The organism is Streptomyces sp. ASQP_92 (assembly GCF_025399895.1).
Taxonomy (GTDB): domain Bacteria; phylum Actinomycetota; class Actinomycetes; order Streptomycetales; family Streptomycetaceae; genus Streptomyces.
In genome coordinates this window covers 19654-38602 of sequence record NZ_JAODUA010000023.1, presented here as the reverse complement: position 1 = coordinate 38602, position 18949 = coordinate 19654, and the positions used below count along the sequence as shown (strand labels likewise).

The 18949-nt window shown below is 69.0% G+C and carries 26 protein-coding genes and 1 pseudogene; 22 read left to right on the top strand and 5 right to left on the bottom strand.

What is annotated here, in order from left to right; all coding sequences use genetic code 11:
* Nucleotides 1-102: 102 nt before the first annotated feature.
* Genes N4G70_RS32100 through N4G70_RS32060 form a run of 9 tightly spaced genes read left to right on the top strand, consistent with a single transcriptional unit; the run spans nt 103 to nt 6061 of the window.
* A complete protein-coding gene (locus N4G70_RS32100; protein ID WP_261716299.1) occupies nt 103-927 on the top strand; it encodes a hypothetical protein in 825 nt (274 codons plus the stop codon).
* Complete coding sequence (locus tag N4G70_RS32095) at nt 924-1763, top strand: SAM-dependent methyltransferase (protein WP_261716298.1); 840 nt, start codon at nt 924-926, stop codon at nt 1761-1763. The genes N4G70_RS32100 and N4G70_RS32095 overlap by 4 nt, the downstream gene beginning before the upstream one ends.
* The gene (locus N4G70_RS32090; RefSeq protein ID WP_261716297.1) at nt 1763-2542 is read left to right on the top strand and encodes a hypothetical protein; all 780 of its coding nucleotides are present in this window, start codon (nt 1763-1765) and stop codon (nt 2540-2542) included. Before N4G70_RS32095 ends, N4G70_RS32090 begins: the two co-directional genes overlap by 1 nt.
* Entirely contained in the window at nt 2539-3357 is an 819-nt protein-coding gene (locus N4G70_RS32085) for an SAM-dependent methyltransferase (protein WP_261716296.1), read from the top strand. The genes N4G70_RS32090 and N4G70_RS32085 overlap by 4 nt, the downstream gene beginning before the upstream one ends.
* 56 nt (nt 3358-3413) lie before the next feature.
* Nucleotides 3414-3686, top strand: a complete 273-nt coding sequence (locus N4G70_RS32080) for a MoaD/ThiS family protein (RefSeq protein WP_261716295.1) — start codon at nt 3414-3416, stop codon at nt 3684-3686.
* Between the two features lie 3 nt (nt 3687-3689).
* Complete coding sequence (locus N4G70_RS32075; protein ID WP_261716294.1) at nt 3690-4571, top strand: formylglycine-generating enzyme family protein; 882 nt, start codon at nt 3690-3692, stop codon at nt 4569-4571.
* Nucleotides 4572-4593: 22 nt separating this feature from the next.
* A complete protein-coding gene (gene galE, locus N4G70_RS32070) occupies nt 4594-5622 on the top strand; it encodes a UDP-glucose 4-epimerase GalE (protein WP_261716293.1) in 1029 nt (342 codons plus the stop codon).
* Between the two features lie 22 nt (nt 5623-5644).
* Nucleotides 5645-5866 carry a hypothetical protein gene (locus N4G70_RS32065; protein WP_261716292.1) on the top strand — a complete coding sequence of 74 codons (222 nt, stop codon included), beginning with the start codon at nt 5645-5647 and terminating at the stop codon, nt 5864-5866.
* Between the two features lie 36 nt (nt 5867-5902).
* Nucleotides 5903-6061: a hypothetical protein gene (locus N4G70_RS32060; protein ID WP_261716291.1), complete on the top strand. Its 159-nt coding sequence runs from the start codon at nt 5903-5905 to the stop codon at nt 6059-6061.
* A 34-nt stretch (nt 6062-6095) separates the two neighbouring features.
* Here N4G70_RS32060 and N4G70_RS32055 read toward each other — a convergent pair whose 3' ends face one another.
* Nucleotides 6096-6869, bottom strand: coding sequence for a glycosyltransferase family 2 protein (locus N4G70_RS32055; RefSeq protein ID WP_261716290.1), 774 nt, complete (start codon nt 6867-6869; stop codon nt 6096-6098).
* A 33-nt stretch (nt 6870-6902) separates the two neighbouring features.
* On the bottom strand, nt 6903-7037 hold the full coding sequence (locus N4G70_RS32050; protein WP_261716349.1) for a hypothetical protein: 135 nt from the start codon (nt 7035-7037) through the stop codon (nt 6903-6905).
* Between N4G70_RS32050 and N4G70_RS32045 the strand changes: the two are divergent.
* From N4G70_RS32045 to N4G70_RS32030, 4 genes and pseudogenes are all read left to right on the top strand, one after another.
* Nucleotides 6978-7142: pseudogene (locus tag N4G70_RS32045) on the top strand (nucleotide sugar dehydrogenase); the annotation flags it as partial. The gene N4G70_RS32050 and the pseudogene N4G70_RS32045 sit on opposite strands and share 60 nt — an antisense overlap.
* Complete coding sequence (locus N4G70_RS32040) at nt 7130-7546, top strand: NUDIX domain-containing protein (protein ID WP_315904321.1); 417 nt, start codon at nt 7130-7132, stop codon at nt 7544-7546. The pseudogene N4G70_RS32045 and the gene N4G70_RS32040, both read left to right, overlap by 13 nt.
* Nucleotides 7547-7573: 27 nt before the next feature.
* Complete coding sequence (locus N4G70_RS32035; protein ID WP_261716289.1) at nt 7574-7768, top strand: hypothetical protein; 195 nt, start codon at nt 7574-7576, stop codon at nt 7766-7768.
* Between the two features lie 63 nt (nt 7769-7831).
* A complete protein-coding gene (locus N4G70_RS32030) occupies nt 7832-8572 on the top strand; it encodes an NUDIX domain-containing protein (protein WP_261716288.1) in 741 nt (246 codons plus the stop codon).
* Nucleotides 8573-8587: 15 nt separating this feature from the next.
* Here N4G70_RS32030 and N4G70_RS32025 read toward each other — a convergent pair whose 3' ends face one another.
* Nucleotides 8588-9961, bottom strand: coding sequence for a hypothetical protein (locus N4G70_RS32025; RefSeq protein ID WP_261716287.1), 1374 nt, complete (start codon nt 9959-9961; stop codon nt 8588-8590).
* Between the two features lie 187 nt (nt 9962-10148).
* Between N4G70_RS32025 and N4G70_RS32020 the strand changes: the two genes are divergently transcribed.
* The 9 genes from N4G70_RS32020 to eis are packed head-to-tail and all read left to right on the top strand — an operon-like array spanning nt 10149 to nt 16688.
* Nucleotides 10149-10940, top strand: coding sequence for a 2-keto-4-pentenoate hydratase (locus N4G70_RS32020; RefSeq protein ID WP_261716286.1), 792 nt, complete (start codon nt 10149-10151; stop codon nt 10938-10940).
* A 59-nt stretch (nt 10941-10999) separates the two neighbouring features.
* Entirely contained in the window at nt 11000-11626 is a 627-nt protein-coding gene (locus tag N4G70_RS32015; RefSeq protein WP_315904318.1) for a hypothetical protein, read from the top strand.
* Nucleotides 11623-11889 carry a hypothetical protein gene (locus N4G70_RS37085; RefSeq protein WP_315904317.1) on the top strand — a complete coding sequence of 89 codons (267 nt, stop codon included), beginning with the start codon at nt 11623-11625 and terminating at the stop codon, nt 11887-11889. The genes N4G70_RS32015 and N4G70_RS37085 overlap by 4 nt, the downstream gene beginning before the upstream one ends.
* Nucleotides 11886-12911 (top strand): 4-hydroxy-2-oxovalerate aldolase, encoded by a 1026-nt coding sequence (dmpG, locus tag N4G70_RS32010; RefSeq protein ID WP_261716285.1) that lies wholly within the window; start codon nt 11886-11888, stop codon nt 12909-12911. The genes N4G70_RS37085 and dmpG overlap by 4 nt, the downstream gene beginning before the upstream one ends.
* Nucleotides 12908-13909: a beta-ketoacyl-ACP synthase III gene (locus tag N4G70_RS32005; RefSeq protein WP_261716284.1), complete on the top strand. Its 1002-nt coding sequence runs from the start codon at nt 12908-12910 to the stop codon at nt 13907-13909. The genes dmpG and N4G70_RS32005 overlap by 4 nt, the downstream gene beginning before the upstream one ends.
* A complete protein-coding gene (locus N4G70_RS32000; protein ID WP_261716283.1) occupies nt 13899-14129 on the top strand; it encodes an acyl carrier protein in 231 nt (76 codons plus the stop codon). Before N4G70_RS32005 ends, N4G70_RS32000 begins: the two co-directional genes overlap by 11 nt.
* A gap of 7 nt (nt 14130-14136) precedes the next feature.
* On the top strand, nt 14137-14979 hold the full coding sequence (locus tag N4G70_RS31995; RefSeq protein WP_261716282.1) for a CoA ester lyase: 843 nt from the start codon (nt 14137-14139) through the stop codon (nt 14977-14979).
* Nucleotides 14976-15509, top strand: coding sequence for a MaoC family dehydratase (locus N4G70_RS31990; protein WP_261716281.1), 534 nt, complete (start codon nt 14976-14978; stop codon nt 15507-15509). The genes N4G70_RS31995 and N4G70_RS31990 overlap by 4 nt, the downstream gene beginning before the upstream one ends.
* Nucleotides 15510-15518: 9 nt before the next feature.
* Nucleotides 15519-16688, top strand: a complete 1170-nt coding sequence (eis, locus tag N4G70_RS31985; protein ID WP_261716280.1) for an enhanced intracellular survival protein Eis — start codon at nt 15519-15521, stop codon at nt 16686-16688.
* A 334-nt stretch (nt 16689-17022) separates the two neighbouring features.
* On the opposite strand, the gene N4G70_RS31980 is transcribed toward eis, so the two are convergent.
* Both N4G70_RS31980 and N4G70_RS31975 read right to left on the bottom strand, forming a co-directional pair.
* A complete protein-coding gene (locus N4G70_RS31980) occupies nt 17023-17754 on the bottom strand; it encodes a hypothetical protein (protein ID WP_261716279.1) in 732 nt (243 codons plus the stop codon).
* Between the two features lie 827 nt (nt 17755-18581).
* Nucleotides 18582-18935 carry a hypothetical protein gene (locus N4G70_RS31975; protein WP_261716278.1) on the bottom strand — a complete coding sequence of 118 codons (354 nt, stop codon included), beginning with the start codon at nt 18933-18935 and terminating at the stop codon, nt 18582-18584.
* Nucleotides 18936-18949 lie beyond the last annotated feature (14 nt).

Below are 18949 nucleotides of genomic sequence, written 5' to 3'. Positions count from 1 at the left end.
AGGGCCCGTCCGTCCGGCTGTCGGTGGCCGACTTCCGCCACGACGCTGGACAACTCCGACCGAGGCTTCTGGTCCTGCCTGCGCGCCGGCCGCACACCGGTCATGAGCCAGCTTGCCGCCACCGAGCTGGACCGGTTCGCGGACCTCGTCTATCGCCGTCGTGACTCATCGGAAAGCCACTCACTCATGCCGACGTCCTCTCTACCTGTCTTTGGCGCGGAAGATCTCCGGGCTGCCTGCTGCGACCTCGCCACGGCCCTGTGGGCCAACGACCTTTCGCCTTCCGACATCGCCAGGGGCGCGTCTGCGCAGCACTCAGCCCTCACTATCCGGATCGACCTACCGCGCCCTGACCGGATGACGCCGGACCAGCAACTGGCTAAGACCAGGCAGTTTCTGCACCGTCACAACGTGAGGGCCAAGGTCGAGCACTGCCCCTACTCCTATCCGCGCCAGGCCATCACCTTCGCCACGGTGAACGACGTACGACTCTTTACGGCCCTGATCGTCGCGAGGCTCACCGCGCCCGATACGGCCCGCTACCGACTGCGCAGGGCGGCCGACGCCGTTGGTGTCTCCTGGTACTCCACCATCCGGTCGGTGACCGTCACGGCCCCGACCCTCTGGCCCAGCGACCTGTCCCCCCTGGCCGTCCACACCCTCTACCGCGCCCTGGTTCCGCAACTCGCGATTCCCGAGTTCGACCCGGAGGACGATGAGGCGGTCGAGGAAATGCTGGACGCGTTCACACAGGCGCTCGCCGACATCGCAGTGGACTGCGCGCTCGTGAGGACTGCGCCGTACGACGTCCATTTCTCCGGCCTCGACATGCAGGCGGCAAACCGGCTCGCCGACGCTCTCAGCCAGCACACCGACCGCATACGGGTTTCACTGGCCGTGAGTCTGCACGGCGAGAAGGCATCGTGACCAGCGGCACCGGCTACAGCGCCGGGCAACGGATCCCAGACTCTCTGTACACCGTGGCGTCATCGGCCGGTGTCTACGAGCATCTTCAAGGTCGTTGCGACACCTGGAAGCCGGACCGCGCGGCTGCCGAAGCCGCGGCCCGCGCGGCGCCAGCGGTCATCACCGCGGCGCGGATCAACCGCGATTTCCTGCTGCGGTCCGTCCAGTACTCCCTCGACCTGGGGGTGCGTCAGTTCCTCGACCTGGGCTGCGGATACCCCGGCCGGGACAACGTCTACGACCTCACCCGGCACACCATCGGCGCCGCGGCCCCGGTCATCTACGTGGACCACGACCCTCGCGTGTGGGCGCATGCACGGGCCACGTTGGAGGACGGCCCCGGAGCGGTCGCCGTGCACGCCGACATCATGGCCATGGACCAGCTCCTGGCCGACAGGCTGGTGCGGTCCGCGTTCAACAGGGCGCAGCCGGTCACCGTGCTCCTGCACGACGTCCTGCCGTGGTGTCCGGACGACGACGCGGTGCGCAAGGCACTGGCGGTACTCCGGGCGTGGATGCCCCCGGGCAGCACCCTGTCCCTCACTCACCTCACCGGTCACTGGGAGCCCGACGCGATGGCGGCTGCTGCGGCGATCTACACCCAACACGGCCTCGCCTGCCGTCTGCGCTCCGAGCGGGAGATCGCTGACCTGTTCGGGGACTTCGTCCAGCAGGGGCCCGGCCTGACGGCTGTCGGTCGCTGGCCCGAGGATGGGCCCCACCGGAGCGTTCCGCCGGCTCGCTCGGCGGCGTTCGCCGGTGTAGCCGTCAAACCCGTGCAGGGCGGTGAGGCGTGATGCGCCGCTTCAAGCTCCGCGATCTCGGCGAGTACTTACCGAGCGACGTCCAGACGGTCCGCGCGAAGGTCAAGGAAACGCTCCAGGACGCCTTCGACGCCACTGACCACCGCCCCCTCATTAACTACGGCACTTTCAGCAATGATCCGGTCTTCAAAGTCGACCTGAAGATCACGAACGGGGGGTGTGTGCTGCTGCCGGGCGCGGAGAAGGACACCTCGCGGGCCGGGGCCGCACGGATGCGGGCTGTCCTGAAGGCCGCCGGTATCGACAGCACGGTGTCCCCCATGCAGTACACCAGCCATTTCCCCGGAGTGGTCATCGTGCTGGCTGAGCCCGAGGCCGCGCTCCGCCTGGCGGCTCTGCTCGTGGAACGCCTCCCAGCCCCGCACGCTAACCGCTACCGCCTGCGCCAGGAGCTCGTGCGACTGGGCATCGTCTGGCACTTCGACATCGAGCATGGAGGGCTACGGCCGCGCCCGCTCAGCGTGCGGAGCACGCACGCCCTCTACACCGCGGTGCACGGCCCCGTGGGGACCACGTTCGACCTGACGCAGGACGACAGCATCACGCAGATGCTCGCCGGCCTCACTCACGAACTCGCCCAGATCGGGGTGGACACCAGCGCACAGCTTTCCCGCTGCTGTAGGCCTCTGGACTGGCCGTGCAAGGGCCCCCACGATGTCGCCTGGGGATGGCTCAGCGGTGAGGCCGCAAACCGCCTGACCGCCGCCCTCGAAGCGGCCCCCGGTGACAGCCCCGCCGCGAGGACGCCATGACCCTCTCCCTGCCGCCCGTGTCGGCGGCCCGTATCCACTCCCACCTTCTGGGCGGCCAGGACGCCTTCCCCCTCGATCACGCCGTGGCCTGCCACGCGACGAAGGCAGCTCCGTGGTGGCCTTCAGCCGTGCAGGGCATGCATCACTACGGGGAGCGGATGGTGGCCCACCTCGCTGCGAGAGGCCTGGACCAAGTCCTTGACCTGGGGAGCGGGCTGCCCTCACCCCGCGGCCGGCAGATCCACCAGATCGCCGCGGCCTTCAACCAGGGGCCGAGAGGCGCACGTACGGTCTATGTCGATCACGATCCCCACACGCACATTCGCCGCTGTATCGACCTGACCGACCAACACGGCGCGACCTCCATCCTCGCCGACATCACCGACACCGGCGCGCTGTTCGAGCACCCCGAGCTCCAAGTCCTCAACCTTCGGCGCCCCGTCGCTGTGCTTCTGCATGACGTACTTCCCTGGCTGCCGGACGAGGAGGCCGCCCACCTGCTCACAGAGCTACGCCGCCGTCTGGCTCCCGGCAGCTTCATCTCTGTTACCCACCTCATCCCCTCCCCGCCTCCCTACGCCACGACCCCGCTGGTCCGCTGCTACCTCGAAGCCGGCATACGGCTGTGGCCGCGGTCCCTGGCGACCATCAGCTCGTGGAGCGGCACCTGCCCCGCCTACACCCACGGACCGCACACCGGTGCCGGGCCCGTGCCCGTGTGCGCGCTCCTCCTGGGCGCCCCCGGACCCGTCCCCTTCACCCGCCCTCCGTTCTGGTCATCGCCCCAGCACGCCCGCCCACGGCGTACGCCCTGACGCCGAACTCCCCGCGTACGACACCCATCCCTGTCCACCCAACCTCAGGAGTGGTCATGCCGACTCTGACCCTGCCCGCCGCGTTCGCGCCGCTGACCGACGGAGAGACGGAGCTGTCGATAGACGGCGCCGACACCGTTAAAAGCGTGCTGGACCGGCTCCTCATGGACCACCCGACCCTGACCCCGCGGCTCTTGTGCCAGGGCCGGATCGCGAGCTGGATCAACATCTACGTCGGCGACACCAACATCCGTGAACTCGCCGGCACGGACACGCCGCTCGCCGACGACGACCAGGTCCTGGTCCTCAACGCCATCGCGGGAGGGTGACCGGTGATCGCCACCACGCACGCACACGACATGGTGAAGGTGGACAGCGGCACCTTCCTCATGGGCAGCAGCGACGACGACCTCGATGACATCGCGGAATCCCAGCACCTTGCGCGCGATTGGTTCGAGGACGAGAGCCCCCAGCGGCCCGTCCATCTGGATGCGTTCCGTATCGACCGGACCCCGGTTACCAACTCTCAGTTCGCCGCGTTCACCCGGGCCACTGGCTACCGCACCGTGGTCGAGGAGCGCGGCTTCGGACTCGTTTACGGGCGCGAGTTCTGGGACGAGGTACGCGGCGCCGACTGGCGAAGCCCCACGGGCCCCGGCGGCCCGTGTGCGGTCGCGGACCGCCCCGACCACCCCGTGGTGCACATCGCCTGGGCCGACGCCCATGCCTATGCCCAGTGGGCCGGGCTGCGCCTGCCCACCGAGGCTGAATGGGAGTACGCGGCGAGCCCTGACGGCTGGACGTGGCCCTGGGGAAACATCTGGGATCCGGCCGCGGCGAATACTGCCGAGCGCACCAGCAACGGTCCCATCACCAACGGCGAGGCCTGGCGTACCTGGTGGGTGAAATACCACGAAACCGTCACCTTGCCCGGCACCACGCCCGTAGGGTCCCTGCCGTCCAGCGACTCCGTGTGGGGAGTCGCCGACATGGCCGGGAACGTCATGGAGTGGACGTCCAGCCGCTACCGGCACTACGACCGCTCCCGCTCATACGGGCCCACCTACGACCAGGTGCAGCGGGCCGGATACCGGGTGGTACGGGGAGGCGGCTGGATGAATTTCCGGTTCCAGTCGCGCACGCGCGAGCGGTTCGCCGCCGAGGACTCCTACGCCACCTTCGCCCTGGGCTTCCGCTGTGCAGCGGAAGCCTGAACTCCGAGAGAAAGAGCAGCACATGAAGGTTCTGATCACCGGCGGGGCCGGCTTCATCGGCAGCACCATCGCCTCTGCCTGCCAGGACGCCGGCATCACCCCGGTCCTCCTCGACAACCTGGTCACCGGCCGCCGGGAGTTCACCTCCGGCCGCGCCTTCTACGAGGGCGACGTCGCCGACGGCGAGCTCGTTGACCAGATCTTCGACGAGCACCCGGACATCACGGCGGTCATCCACTGCGCCTCGCTGATCGTGGTCCCCGAGTCCATGGCCGATCCGCTGCGCTACTACTCGGAGAACGTCGCCAAGGGCATCAGCTTCTTCAACCACCTGCACCGCAATGGCTGCACCCGGCTGCTGTTCTCCTCCTCGGCGGCGATCTTCCAGGCCGACGGCACCACCCTCAGGGTCGATGAGACGTCGCCCTTGGACCCCGGCAGCCCCTACGCCAAAACGAAGGCCATGCTGGAAACCATCATCAGCGACATCGCCGCGGCCAAGCAGCTCCGCGTCCTGTCCCTGCGCTACTTCAACCCGATCGGCGCCGACCCCCAGTTGCGGACCGGGCTCCAGATCTTCAGGCCCACCCACGCGCTCGGCGGGATCATCGAGGCCCACCACAGCGGCGAACCGTTCAAGATCACCGGAACCGACTTCCCGACCGGCGACGGCACCGGCATCCGCGACTATGTCCACGTCTGGGACATCGCGCAGGCCCACGTCGCCGCGCTGAAGCGATTTGACGATGTCCTCGACAGGGAGGATGCCGACAGCACAGTCATCATCCTCGGCAGCGGACACGGCACCACCGTCCGCGAACTCGTCGGTGTCTTCGAGAAGGTCACCGGCACGAGCCTGAAGACCGTCGAAGTCCCCCGCCGGCCCGGCGACCCCTCAGGCGCCTACAGCGACAGCGCCAAGGCCCAGCAGCTCCTCGACTGGACCCCGAAGCTCAGCCTCGAAGACGCAGTACGCGACTCCCTCGCCTGGCACGCCAAGCGGTCCGACATCCTCGGCGCGCCCGACGACCAGGCCCAGACAGCGAGCTGATCGACCTTCTTCAACCGGGCCAGTGGAACGCGCGTTCTCGCTGGCCCGCCCCCCGAGTCGCAGCCCGTTGGCCGAGTCGGCCTATCACTACGGGACGTTCTTCGACCTGTTCAGTGTGGGCGAAGAGTACAAGCCGTTTCCGATCCTGGACGGCTCCGACCCGGGCAACGGGTTCGTCCGGTACACCGCGAAGATGCTGGAGCGGTCCCGGCTCGGCCAGGCGCACGCCGAAGCCGCCCGGTAACTCGCCGAGGAGCTCGTCCGCGGTCAGGTCTCCTTCATGCTCCAGCCCGGGGACTACCTCATCGTGAATCAGCGCCGCTTCCTGCACGGCCGGGAAGCGCTCCACAGCGGTCAGGAGACCATCCCGGTCGCGGATCGGCGGCTTCTCCTCCAGCTCTTCCTGCGTGCGAGGGCCGACGACGGCTCGGCCGCGTAGCCGACCCATGCATGGCTTCTCGGCGCTGCGTGCACTAGATACGCGAGTTGCGCAGCGACTGCCACACAGCGCCGGCCAGCGCCCGTGTCGCCCGCGGGACCGACAGGTTTTCGTGCTCGCGGTAGAGCGACCAGTTGTATTTGACCAGGGACATCTTGTTGGAGGACAGCGATCCCGCCTGGCCCGCCCGGTATACCGCAAGCGGCTCGGCCAGGCCCCGGGCGTCAGCGCCGTCCCGCATGATGCTCAGCCACAACGCGTAGTCCTGGCGCTTGCGCATCTCCGGCATGAGCCTGGTGCCCAGGACGTTGCGGTCGTACATGGCCGTCAAGGCGCCGATGTAGTCCCGGCGCAGCATCGCGCGGTAGTTCACGTGCTCCCGTGCACGGATCACCCGCCCGTTGGGGACCCAGTCGGTGCTCTCACCATCGTAGTCGGCGTCCATCTTGAAGTACGAGGTGAACGTCAACGGCGCAGTGGCCTCGGCGGCGAAGGCGAGCTGCTTCTCGGTCTTCTCCGGCAGCCACATGTCGTCGGAGTCGAGGAACGCCACGTAGTCGCCGCGGGCCCGCTCGATCGCGAGGTTGCGGGCCCGGCCGGCGCCGCCCCGCTCGGGCGCCGACTGCGGCAGTACGCGCTCGTCCTGGGCGGCGAAGTCGCACAGCAGATCCATCGAGCCGTCGGAGGACTGGTCATCGGTGACCAGCAGTTCCACGTCGCTGTGCGTCTGTGTGAGCACCGATCGGACGGCCGCGCCGAGGGTGGCCGCCGAGTTGTAGACGGGCATCACGACAGACACCAAAGGCACAGCACATCTCCTTGCCAGGTCAGGAATGACGGTTCATTCAAGCACCGCAACCGAGTAGGAGCTGACATGCAGATAGTCGTCGCTGGTCAGGGCTATGTAGGGCTTCCGCTGGCTGTACGTGCCGCGGAAGTGGGGCATCGCGTCGTCGGCTACGACGTGGATACTCACCGGATCCAGCAGCTCGTTGCCGGCCACTCCTACGTTAAGGACGTGACCTCCGCGCGGCTGCGCGCCGTGCTACCGCACCCAGACTCTCCGCCATCGTCTTCGCCGGGATCATCCTCGAAAACCAGCACGGCCACGTACTGCTTCATCGGCGAGCCAACACCGGCTTCGCCGACGGTCTGTGGTCCCTCCCGGGAGGCGTCGTTGACCCCGGTGAGCTCCTCGTTCAGGCGGCGGCCCGCGAGGCCCAGGAGGAACTCGGCGTCGACATCGACACCCTCGATCTGCGCACCGCGCACGTGCTGAACAAGGTCACCGAAGCAGGCGTGCCCGTCGTCGGCTGGTACTTCCACACCCGGCGCTGGGCCGGCGAGCCGAGAAACCGCGAACCTGGCCGCTGCTCCGAGATCGGGTGGGCCGACCCCCGCGCGCTGGACCCCGCGCTCACCGAGGACACGGATCGCACCGCGCTTCATGCCTGGCTAGACGGCACAGCGACGACGTTCAACTGACCGAAGCATGGGCCAGCCCTCTCAGTAGTGCACATCCGACAGTGGGCCTGCTGCGACGAGCACGACGACGCCGAACTTGACCAGGCCTCCCGCGGCGGGGCCGGCATCGCCAACCAGATGGCCTTGGAAGCCGAACTCCTGCTCACCGTGGAGGCCTGCCAGGACATGGAGACCAGGGCTGCGAAGGAGTGGGGCGGCCTCGGGGGAAATACTTCCGAGTAGCGGCCGAGCGGGCGGGGTGCACAGTGCACCTCTAGCAGGCCCGGGCCGCTCTACGATGAGCCGGTGACCGAGACGCTGCCCCCCGTGGGTATTGACCTCTTCGACGTTGAACGGCTCCAGCTCGTGGAGGTTGAGGAGCCGCCTCTCTCACCCTCGGACGAGTTGGCCAGAGACCGCGTGTGGGACACGGCGGTTCAGGCGAACCCGACCCTCTTCGACGGGCCTGTGGTGGCCTGTGCAGAACTGGAGCGGACGGGCGCGCGTATCTTGCGTCTGTCCTGGGTGCGGGTCACCTACCGGCACTACGCCCTGCGCCGGGTGCCCGGCGCCACGGCGCTGCCCTCGTTGTTCGTGAATGTCGTCCAGCCGGCCGACGATGGTCGCGTGTTGGTGGCCAGAATGTCGCCCTCCACGGCTGCGCCTGGCCGCTGGCAGTTGCCGGGTGGTTCAGTGGAGCCACCCAAGGACGGCGAAGTCCTGGACGAGTCGGAGCTGGCCGGCCAGGCCGCGCGGGAGCTGGTTGAGGAGCTAGGCATCGGCGTGGCCGCCGAGGCGCTGAGGCTGTGGGCGGTTACCCGTGGAGAGAACAGCAGCGTCGGCCTGACCTACCTTGCCCCGGCCCTTCCCGAGGCGGCGGTGTGTACGGCTTTCGCCGCCACGGTGGCCGACGAGCGGGCCCAGGGGCGTAAGCCCGAACTCGATGACATCGCTCTGGTGCGCTCCACGGACGAGCTGGACGGCCTGGCCGGGCCGCATGCGGACTACCTGGAGCCGATCATCCGTCGTTACACCGCGGGGCATTGAGTCCGGCGGTTCCGCTCACTTGCCGGTGAGGAAAGCGCGTCCGCGTTCGTCGAGTTCTGCCACGCAGCGCAGGCCGCGGGCTCGGAAACGCGCGAGGTTGCCGCGCATCCGGGAGACGGCCTTTCGGGTCCGGACGGAGTGGACGCCGTCCATGTGGTCGATGGCCCGGTGCCAGGTGGCGCACGCCTGCTCGATGCTGCCGCGCTTGAGGTGCATCTCGGCGCCCGCGACCAGGTCCAGGGCGATGATCCGCGCGTACGTATCGGCGGGGCGGGCCGTGGTGGCGAGCGCATAGTGTTCGGCGGCAGCCCGGTGATTGCCGAGGGTCTCGTGGACCTTGGCGGTGCGGGAGTACACCGACGCGGCCGGCGGGCCCCAGGCCAGTGCCCAGAAGGGCACTTCGTCACCGGGGGCGCCGGTCAGCAGAGCGCGGGCGTGTTCGGCAGCGGCCAGGGCTGCACGGTGTTTGCCGCTCTTGGCCAGGGTGTGGGCGTGGACAACGCGGAAGAGAGCTTCGGTCTGGGCGTCAACCTGGCCCTTGGCCAGGTTCAGGCCGGCCTCGGCCAGGCCCAGGCAGTGCTCGGGACGGTGGAGTTTGAGGCCCTGCATGGCCATCGTGCGCATCACGAAGCCGTCGTGCCCACGCAGACCGGACTCGGTGGCCAGAGCGTAGGACTGGAGGTAGTAGCGCTGGGCGAGACCCTGTTGACCGGCGTCGTAGGACTTCCAGCCCAGCAGGTGAACGCCACGGCTGGCGGCAGACAACATCTGCTGTCGAACCTCATCAGTGCGGAACCGGGCTCGGCACAACGGCGCGACATCGTCGCGGAGATAGGTGACCAGAGCGCTGCGGCCGTGCTGTCCGCCGTGGCGTTCATCCATCTCGGAGAACGCGTTGATCATGTCACGGACGGCGGCGACCTCGGCTATACCGACGGTGTGGCCAGTGCGCGCAGCAGCGGTGCGTGCGGCGATGTCCTGAACGTGGTTGAGGGGTAAGGCTGCGGCAGCCACGGAGTAGGCGGAGCCCGTCAGGAAGCGGCGGCGGTCCAACTCGTACCTCCACATGGGCAGCAGGGCGTCCAGCGGGTCGCTCCCGAGAGACAGTCCGATGGTGTCACTTTCGGCCTCGGCTGTGGAGGTCAGGCCGAGGTCGGCGGGGGTCAGGAGGCGGCCCAGGCGCCGGGAGAGGGCGAGGGCGAGGAAGCGGGGGGTGTCCCCCCGGGGGGACGAGCCGGAGATCCAGTGCTCGACGTTCGACTTGTTGGTGCGTAAACGCTCGCCGCACTCGGCGGCGACCGCACAAACCGCCTTGGCCAACGCCTCGTAGGTGAGGCCGGATTCTGCGACAAGGTCTTTGAGCCGGACGTTCGGCGTGCGCGTGGTCATGAGCACCTGCCCCGTATATACGCGATATACCGCTTGGCCTGCCCGCCACCGTACCGCTGCGAAGCGCCCCCCGGTTGACTCTTCATCAGGCCCGAGCCCCGGCGGCCGGCCGCATCAGCGGCGCCACGGATCTGCTCTGCCCATGTCTGCGAACCGTACGGATGCCCATGCCCTGGGAGGGATCTCCATGGATGAGCGGGATGACCGCTGGATCGCCGCCACCGCGTCGGCTCTGCTGGCGGCGGAGTACGAGAGAGTGCCGATCGACGCGCTGACCCTTCTGCGGCCGGGCCTGTCGATGGAGACGGCCTACCGCATCCAGGCCGCCGCGGTCGAACGGCGCATCGCGGGCGGCGCCCGTGTCATCGGACACAAAGCCGGAGCGACCTCCAAGGCCATGCAGGAGCAGGGGGGCGTCGATGAGCCGGACTCCGGCGTCCTCCTGGACGACATGGTGCTGCCCACCGGCAGCACCATGTCCCGGGATGCCCTGATGCAGCCGAGGGTGGAGGCGGAACTCGCCTTCCGGCTCGGCTGCGACCTGGTGGGCCCCAGCATCGGCGTGGAGGAAGCGCGGGCAGCGGTGAAGGAGGCTTTCCTCGCCCTGGAAGTGATCGACACCCGGTTCACCAACTGGCAGATCACCCTCGCGGACAGCATCGCCGACAACGCGTCCTGCGCGCGGGTGGTCACCGGGCCCATGGTGCCCCTGAATACGGACCTGGACCTGTCGGCCGAGCCGCTCGTCGTCAGCGTCAACGGAACCGCCGTCGCCACAGGGGAAGGGCGGGCCGTCCTCGGTGACCCGCTCCGTGCCCTGGCCTGGCTCGCCCGGCGGCTGCACCGCTTCGGCGAAGGACTGCGAGCCGGTCAGATGGTCCTCGCCGGGGCCGTGCACGCGAGCCTCCCGCTGAAGGCCAACACCACGGTCCACGTCCACTCGCCGCACCTGCCGCCGGTCGAACTGCACGTCCGCTAATCCGAGGCATCCGGTGCCCGAACCTCTAGCACCTCCTCCCTTGACTGAAGGAGCGGCCGATGGCTGCTAAAGAACGCAGGCGCGTCGCCGTACTCGGCGCCGGCCTGATCGGAATCGACCTCGCTGACAAGATCACCCGGACGTCGACGCTGGAACTGGCACTGGTAGCAGGCCGAGACAGAGACAGCCTGGGCATGCGCCGAACGGCCGAGATGGGCCTGCCGACCACCACCGGCGGAGTTCACGCCGTGGTGGAGGCCGGACCGTTCGACGTGGTCTTCGACGCCACCAACGCCGACAGCCACGCCGAGCACTGGGCGGCTCTCCGCCCGACCGGCACCACCCTGATCGACCTGACCCCCACGGCTCTCGGGACCGTCATCGTCCCGGGCGTCAAAGGCCACCACTCGACTGCCCGCCAGCACCTGAACCTCGTCAGCTGCGGCGGGCAGGCGTCCATCCCGGTCCTGCACGCCATCGCCCAACGCTGCACCCCCACCTACATCGAGGTGGTCTCAACCGGGGCCAGCGCGAGCGCCGGCCGAGCCACCCGCCTCAACCTCGACCAGTACATCGCCACCACCTCCCACGCAATCCGGACCTTCACCGGTACCCGGAACGTGAAGGTGATGGTCAACATCAGTCCCGCCCGGCCCGCCCCGCCCCGCCGTTCCGGGTCGCGATGACCGTCCTCGTCGACGACATCCGCCCTGCGCCGGTGCGCACGAGCATCGCGGCCGCCGTCGACGCGGTGCGGGCCTACGCACCGGGATTCACGTTGAGCGCGCTCACCGTGGAGCCGGGCCGGATCTCGGTCGTGGTGGAGGTGACCGCCTCCGGCGACCGACTGCCCCGCCACGCCGGAAGCGTCGACATCATCAACGCCGCTGCCGTCCTGCTCGCCGAGCAGTCGGTCGCCGTCTCCCGCCGAAGGGAACCACGCCCATGAACAGCACGCCGCACGACCGGCCGTCCATCCTCATCTACGACCCGACCCTGCGTGACGGCCACCACGCGGTCGGCCATCAGCTCGACGCCGACCAGCTCCGCGCGTACGCCACCGCCGCGAACGCGGCCCGGGTGCCGGTTGTAGAGGTCGGTCACGGCAATGGCCTGGGCGCCTCCAGCCTCCAGATCGGACGCGCCCTCCTGGACGACGCAACGATGCTCACCACCGTCCGCGAGGTCCTCACCTCGTCGAAGATGGGCGTCTTCATGGCCCCGGGATGGGGCACGTCCCAGGATCTGGCGGCCGCCGTCCGCTGCGGCGCTGACGTTGTACGGATCGCCGCGCACTGCACCGAGGCCGACGTCACCGAACGCCACCTCGGTACCGTCCGCGACCTCGGCGCCGAAGCCCAGGGCGTCCTGCTCATGAGCCACATGACCGGCCCCGGCCGCCTCGCCGAGCAGTGCGCCCTCATGGTGAAGTACGGCGCGCAGGCCGTCGGCATCATGGACTCCGCCGGGCACTATCTCCCGGCCGATGTCATCGAGCGCGTTCATGCCATCGCCGCCGCCGTGGACGTGCCGGTGATCTTCCACGGCCACAACAACCTGGGACTGGCCGTGGCGAACTCGCTCGCGGCCATGGACGCCGGGGCCTGCGTCATCGACGCGACCGCCCGCGGGTTTGGTGCGGGGGCGGGCAACACCCAGCTCGAAGCCCTCGTGGCCGTCCTCGAACGGCGGGGCTTCGATACGGGGATCGGTCTGCGTGAGGTCCTGGCCGCCGCCGACGTCGCCGCAGACCGCCTGATGAAGGCGCCGCCGTCTATCGACTCGATCGCCGTGGCCAGCGGGGTGGCCGGGGTGTTCTCCGGCTTCAAGCGGCCCGTCCTGGAGACCGCCCGTGCCGAGGGCGTCGACCCCATCGACGTGTTTCTCGCCCTCGGCAGACGGCAGGTTGTCGCGGGGCAGGAGGACCTGATCGGCGACGTCGCCCGGCAGCTGAAGGCGGCCACGCGATGACGCCGACCGTACGGGGGCCGGCCGCCGTGGTGAGTGCGGTTGGCTCGGCCCTGCCTCCGGACGTCGTTTCCAACTCCGACCTGACCGCCCGCCTGGACACCACCGAGGAGTGGATTCGCTCGCGGACCGGAATCACCCGTAGGCACATCGCCAGAGCGGACCAGTCCACCACGGAGCTCGCTGTCCAGGCCGCCGCGATGGCCCTGACCAGCACCGAACCGGACTACGTAGAGGCCCTGGTGGTAGCCACGACCACCCCTGACCGCTGCTGTCCGGCCACCGCGCCCGCCGTTGCCACGCGGCTCGGACTGAGCGGAATCCCCGCCCACGACCTCGCGGCCGGCTGCACCGGGTTTCTCTACGCTCTGGCCACTGGCGCCGGACTTATCGCTGCAGGCGCCGCGCGCACGGTCCTCGTCGTCGGGGCGGACCGCCTGGCCAGTCTGCCCCACCCTGACGACCGAACCACCGTCCCTCTGTTCGGCGACGGAGCTGGCGCCGTGCTGCTCCGCCACGGCACCCCGGACGAGCCGGGAGCGCTCGGCCCCGTGGTGCTGGGCAGCGACGGCACGGGCGCGGATCTGATCCGTGCCGAGTGTCCAGGCGCCCTGCACATGGAGGGAGCGGACGTCTTCCGGCACGCGGCCGACCGCATGTCCACCGCCTCCCGGAAGGCCACCGCCGCCGCAGGATGGGACCTCGCAGACGTCGACCGGCTGGTCCCGCACCAAGCCAACAGCCGCATCACGTCCTTCGTCGCCCGCCAGCTCGGCATTCCAGAGGCGTGCCAGCTCAGCAACCTGGCCGAGGTCGGCAACACCGGCGCCGCGTCCATCCCGCTGCTTCTGGCCTCCGCCGTGGCCGACGGCCAACTCAAGCCCGGACACCGCACCCTGCTCACCGCGTTCGGCGCCGGACTGACCTGGGGCGCGACCACCCTCACCTGGCCCGACCTTGCCCCCCGCCGCCTTCCGGAAGGAGCCGGACATGACCGGTGACCTCACCCGAATCCTGACCGACGACCTCAAGCTGCCCCCCGACCGGCTGAGCGACGCCGCCACCCTCGACCACGCCGGCTTCGACTCCCTCGCCGTCGTCGAGCTGTCCGTCATCCTCACCGACCGCTACGGCATCGACATCAGCGACAGCGACATCAAGAACACCGCCACCCTCGGCCAGCTCGACGTCCTCATCACCACCAGGCGCAACGGAAGGTAGACCACCCATGACCAGCACCAGCCGTCGGCCCGGACGGGCCTGGATCATCACCCCTGGCCTGCGCCGAGACCGCTTCGAGGCCGCCCAGGAGTCAGGCGCCGCAGTCGCCGTCGTCGACATCGAGGACTCCGTCGCCCTCCCCGACAAGCAGACCGCCCGCACCGCCTCCGAAGCGTTCTTTGCCCTCCCTGGCTCGCCGTGCACCCTCGGCATTCGAATGAACAGCCTCACCACGCTCGACGGCATCAAGGACCTCATCGCCCTCGCCGCCTACGCCGCACGGCCGGACCTGATCGTGGTTCCCAAGGTGGAGTCCCCCCGCGACATCGAACTCGTCGCCGCCACGCTCGACGCCGAGGGCTACACCCCCGACATCTGGGCCCTCATCGAAAGCCCCCGCGCTTTCGACACCCTCCCCGCGATCATGCGCGCGCCCCGGCTCGGCGGCGTCATCTTCGGCTCCGCCGACTACGCCGCCTCTGTCCGCTGCGGCCTGAGCTGGGACGCCCTCCGCTACGCCCGCTCAGCCCTCATTAACGCCGCCACCGCCGCGAACATCCCGGCCATCGACGCCCCCACCTGGGAACTCGACAACCCCGACATCCTGCGCCGCGACGCCGAGCGGGCCAAAGAACTCGGCTTCTACGGCAAGGGCTGTGTCCACCCCCGCCACGTGAAGGTGATCAACGACATCTTCACGCCCACCGCCGAAGAGATCGCCCAAGCCCGCGCCATCGTCGCTGCCGCCGACGCCAGCGGCGGCTCAGTGACCACCGTGGATGGGCAGATGCGCGGCACCCCCTTCTTCAACGCCGCCCGCGCGCTCGTCGCCAAAGCGGACGCGGAATGAGCGCCGCAAGCCTTCCCCAGGGATACCGGTCCCTCGGGGAGGACCGGGTCCGAGAAAGCGTCGGCCTCTCTTTTGTTGAACTCGCCCCCGGGTTGGTCATCGAGCACCGCCCCGGCCGGACCGTCACCGAACTCGACAGCCTCCTCGGCGCCACCCTGAGCGGCAACGTCGCGCCCATCCACACCGACGCCCACTACAGCGGCAAGACCCAGTGGGGCCGCATCCTGGTCTGCTCCGGTGTCACCCTCAATCTCGTGGCCGGCATGACCGTCCGTAGCGTCAGCGGGCTGACCACGGCCAACCTCGCCGTCGACCACGTGCGCTTCACCGCGCCCGTACACATCGGCGACACCTTGTACGCCGAGACGAAGATCCTCACCCGCCGGGCCTGCGACAGCCGCCCCGACACCGGGGTCATCACCTGCCACACCACGGCACACAACCAGGACGGCACCAGCGTCCTGGCCTTCGCCCGGGCCTTCCTGGTTCCCCTGGACGCCAACGCCGTCCGCGACGCCACCAACTATTAGAAGGCGACGATGAACCAGCATCTGACCTTCACCCCGGCCGTCGACGGTCTGTGGGAGCAGTATGACCAGCTCGCCGCCCGCGCCTACGGCCATCGGATCGCAGACATCACCCACCTGCGCGAGCACGCCGACCTCCAGGTCGCCGTCCGCGCCGGCCGCGTCGTCGCCGGCGGCCTCGGCCTCCTCGTCGATCAGTTCTTCGGCGGCGCACCCGTCTCCAGCGCCTGCCTCGGTGACGGCTGCGTGGCACCCGAAGAGCGCGGCGACCACCTGGCCGCCGCGATGGCCGCCGAGCGACTGCGACCTCTGGTCGAGCGCGGGGCAGTGATCTCCGCCATCGTCACCTCCTCCACCGGCTACGCCCGCCGCCTCGGATGGGAAGCCCCGGTCGACGTCCTCGCCAGGACCGTGGCCACCGACGACCTCAAACGGTCCTTTACCAACGAGGACTTCGAGGTCGAGCACGGACTCACCGACGAAGCCGAAACCCTCCAGCAGCGTCTCGCCCGTCAGTGGAACGGCCCCGTCCACCGACCCGACTGGTGGACCCGGTGGAAGCAGGCCAAGAGCAACCTCACCGCCTACCGCTTCGCCCGGCCCGGCCACCCCACCACCGGCCTGCTCACCCTGGCCACCAAACGGCACGAGCGCCACGGCATGAGCCTGGTCGTCCACGACTTCTGGGCCGCCAGCCACCCAACAGCCGCCGCCATGCTCGCCTTCCTCGGCCGCCACAACACCCGCGCCCACACGATCGAGTTCCGCCGCGGCGTACTCCCGCCGTACCCCACCCTCCTCCAGGGACTCCGCCACCACCGCACCACCGCCGAAGCCTGGCACCCCTGGATGCTCCGCATTCTCAACATCCCCGAGGCCATCCGGCTTCGGGGATGGCCTGCCGACCTCACTGCCGCCGTACCTATCGAGATCGAGAACGAGGCCGGTGAGTGGGGCCGATGGATGTTCCAGGTGAAGACCGGCGAAGCCGAAATCGCCCCCACCCGTGTCGAGGGTCAGGTCTTCTTCACCCGGCGCCAGCTCGCGGTCTGGTACGCCGGCGGCTACCGGTCCACCACCTCGGCCCGCCTCGCCGGCGTCCACGCAGTATCGGATAGGGCGCTCACGACCGTCGTCCGCAGTACCACCGAGTTCGAGCCCTGGCTGCCCGACCACTTCTAGCAGCCAGTCCACTCTCAGCGCCTACACGGCAACCGCAGGGGCGGGGGAATCGCAGGGTGCGGAGCCCCCGTCCCGCGCTGCTGCCCGACTACCCGCGGCAAGGGCGCAGCCCAGCGGGACACGCACATGGTTGCCGCGCTCCGGGTGCAAGGAGCGCGGAATGCAGGGTGTTCGGGGAGACGCGGGTGGTGGGGCTCTGGAGCTCGCAGTGGCCGGTCCGCGGCGGCGTGTGCCGCCGCGGGGGAGGAGTTGGCGACTCCTCCGTGCCGGCCACCGGACGGTGTTCTGGCCCGCCTGGGCATCAACAGCCCTGACCAGACACCGTGTCTGTACGTCACCCTGCGGGGGACGAAGTCCTTCTTACTCTGTTCGAGCGCTCTGCGGCCTGGTCGAGGATACGGCGCCTGGTCCAGGCTGGGCTGCTTCCGCGGGCGGCGGGCAGGATCCCGTCCGTCTCCTTGAGGAGGGGGAGATTCCCCTGCGACAGGGAACTGCTGAAACTGGCAGCGTTCTTATAGCCGAGGAGCGCGGCCGCGGCGGGGGCGGCCAAGAGCTCGTCGGCATCACCCTCGGGAGAGACCTCGGGCAGAGTCGCTTCACGGGCAAGGTCGCGCCGGTTTCCTTTCCCGCGGCGAGTAGCAGCCCACTCGGCGACGGTGGAGCGCCGCCATTGCTTACGGGTCCAGGGGCGATCGGGCGTGCCGAGCTCCTCGACAACGTCAGGCTCGGGGAAGTAGCCGGGGTTGTTGCGCAGGTAGTTGGTGATCTGGTTGGCGTTCTTGTAGCCGAGAGCCTTGGCGACCTGAGTGGCATTGAGGAGCTCGTCCGGGTCGCCGCCGATCGCCACGCCGGCTTCCTGCAGGCGGGGCTTCTCCCTGGCCGCGAACCAGTCACTGACCGCGCCGTATTCCCACTGGCGTGCCCGGCCCTTCGTGCCGACGGTGTCCGGGAATCCCGTGGTGGCCCGGTTGTTGTACCAGAGAGTGACGCTTCCGGTGCTCACACCGAACTCTTCGCCGATCTCGGCGGTGCCCACAAGGCGGGCGCGGTTGGCGGTGGCGGGCATGCGGAGATCCGTCCCACAGGAGTTGGCGGGGCGGTCAAGCCCCCCTTGGTTCCTCCATAATGGCAGAAGATGGGGGCGTCGGTCCATCGGAGACGACGCAATTTCCGTGCGGCCGATGAAGAGCCGGCTGCCTCCAGGGGAAAGTACGGCAGCTGCAATGAGCAGCGAGGCCTGGCCGGACGCTCGTCCGGCCAGGCCTCGCCGTCCACTTACGTGGGCTTCTTTGTGGGCTTCCCGTCAGGCGCGGAAACCGATGACGCCGCCGGCTTGGTGGTCTCGAACTGTTCTAGCGCGCGTGCGATCTGGCCCGATGTCCACTCGCCGCAGCCAGGCGTGAAGGTGTAGGGCAGGGGGCTGGGGAGATCGCTGTCACTGAAGCTCTCAACGGATACGGCCGTGATGCCTAGCGCCTTGAGGCCCTGGTCGACCGTGGACACGCAGTCACCCCGGTGAGGGGTGAACGAGTCGTTGTCGAGAAACGATACGGTCAGCTCGCACAGATGCCTGTACCCGTAGCCGTACTGGAAAGCGTGCTCGTGGATTTTGCTGAAGGGTCCGCCGTGGACGACGGCCCGCAGAGCCTCATACGCCGTGGGCGCGCCTGGGCAATCTCGTCTTAGAAGTAATGGTCGTCGCGGGCCAGTTCGTCGGCGGACTCGTCGCGGATGAGCCTCAGAAACTGCTCATCGCGGGATCCGGCCAGAGCTCGGGTCGCCGCAACATCAAGCAGTAGGCGCTCAAATGAGGAACTCGTGGAAGGAAGCTACGGGAGACTTCCGACAAGGCGATCGCCCGAGCAGAGCCGGACCGAGGCAGGCGGACGGCCCCTACGGGTTTCCCTCCTCGGGCAGGAGGCTCACGCCGTGGGTTGCGGCGCGTTCGGCGATGGAGCTGTAGGCGAGGGCGGTGGGAGTGTTCTCCCAGCGGGCGAAGGAAAGCGCGGAGAGGGCGTCCTCACGGGTGGCGTCGGCGGGCAGGAAGAGCTGCTGCGTGCGGCACTGTTCAAGGAGCATGGGATCAGGCAGGTCCTGGGATCGAGCCGTGACCGCGGCGCGGGCCTCGGCGAGGCCTTGGTAGTAGAGCTGGTGGCTGTCGCGGAGCAGCCGGAGTAGCTCGTCGGGGTCGGTCGTGGTGTACGCGAGCGCGACCAGGTCCATGAGGTGTTCGGTGGGGTAGGTCATCGGTCCGATTCTTC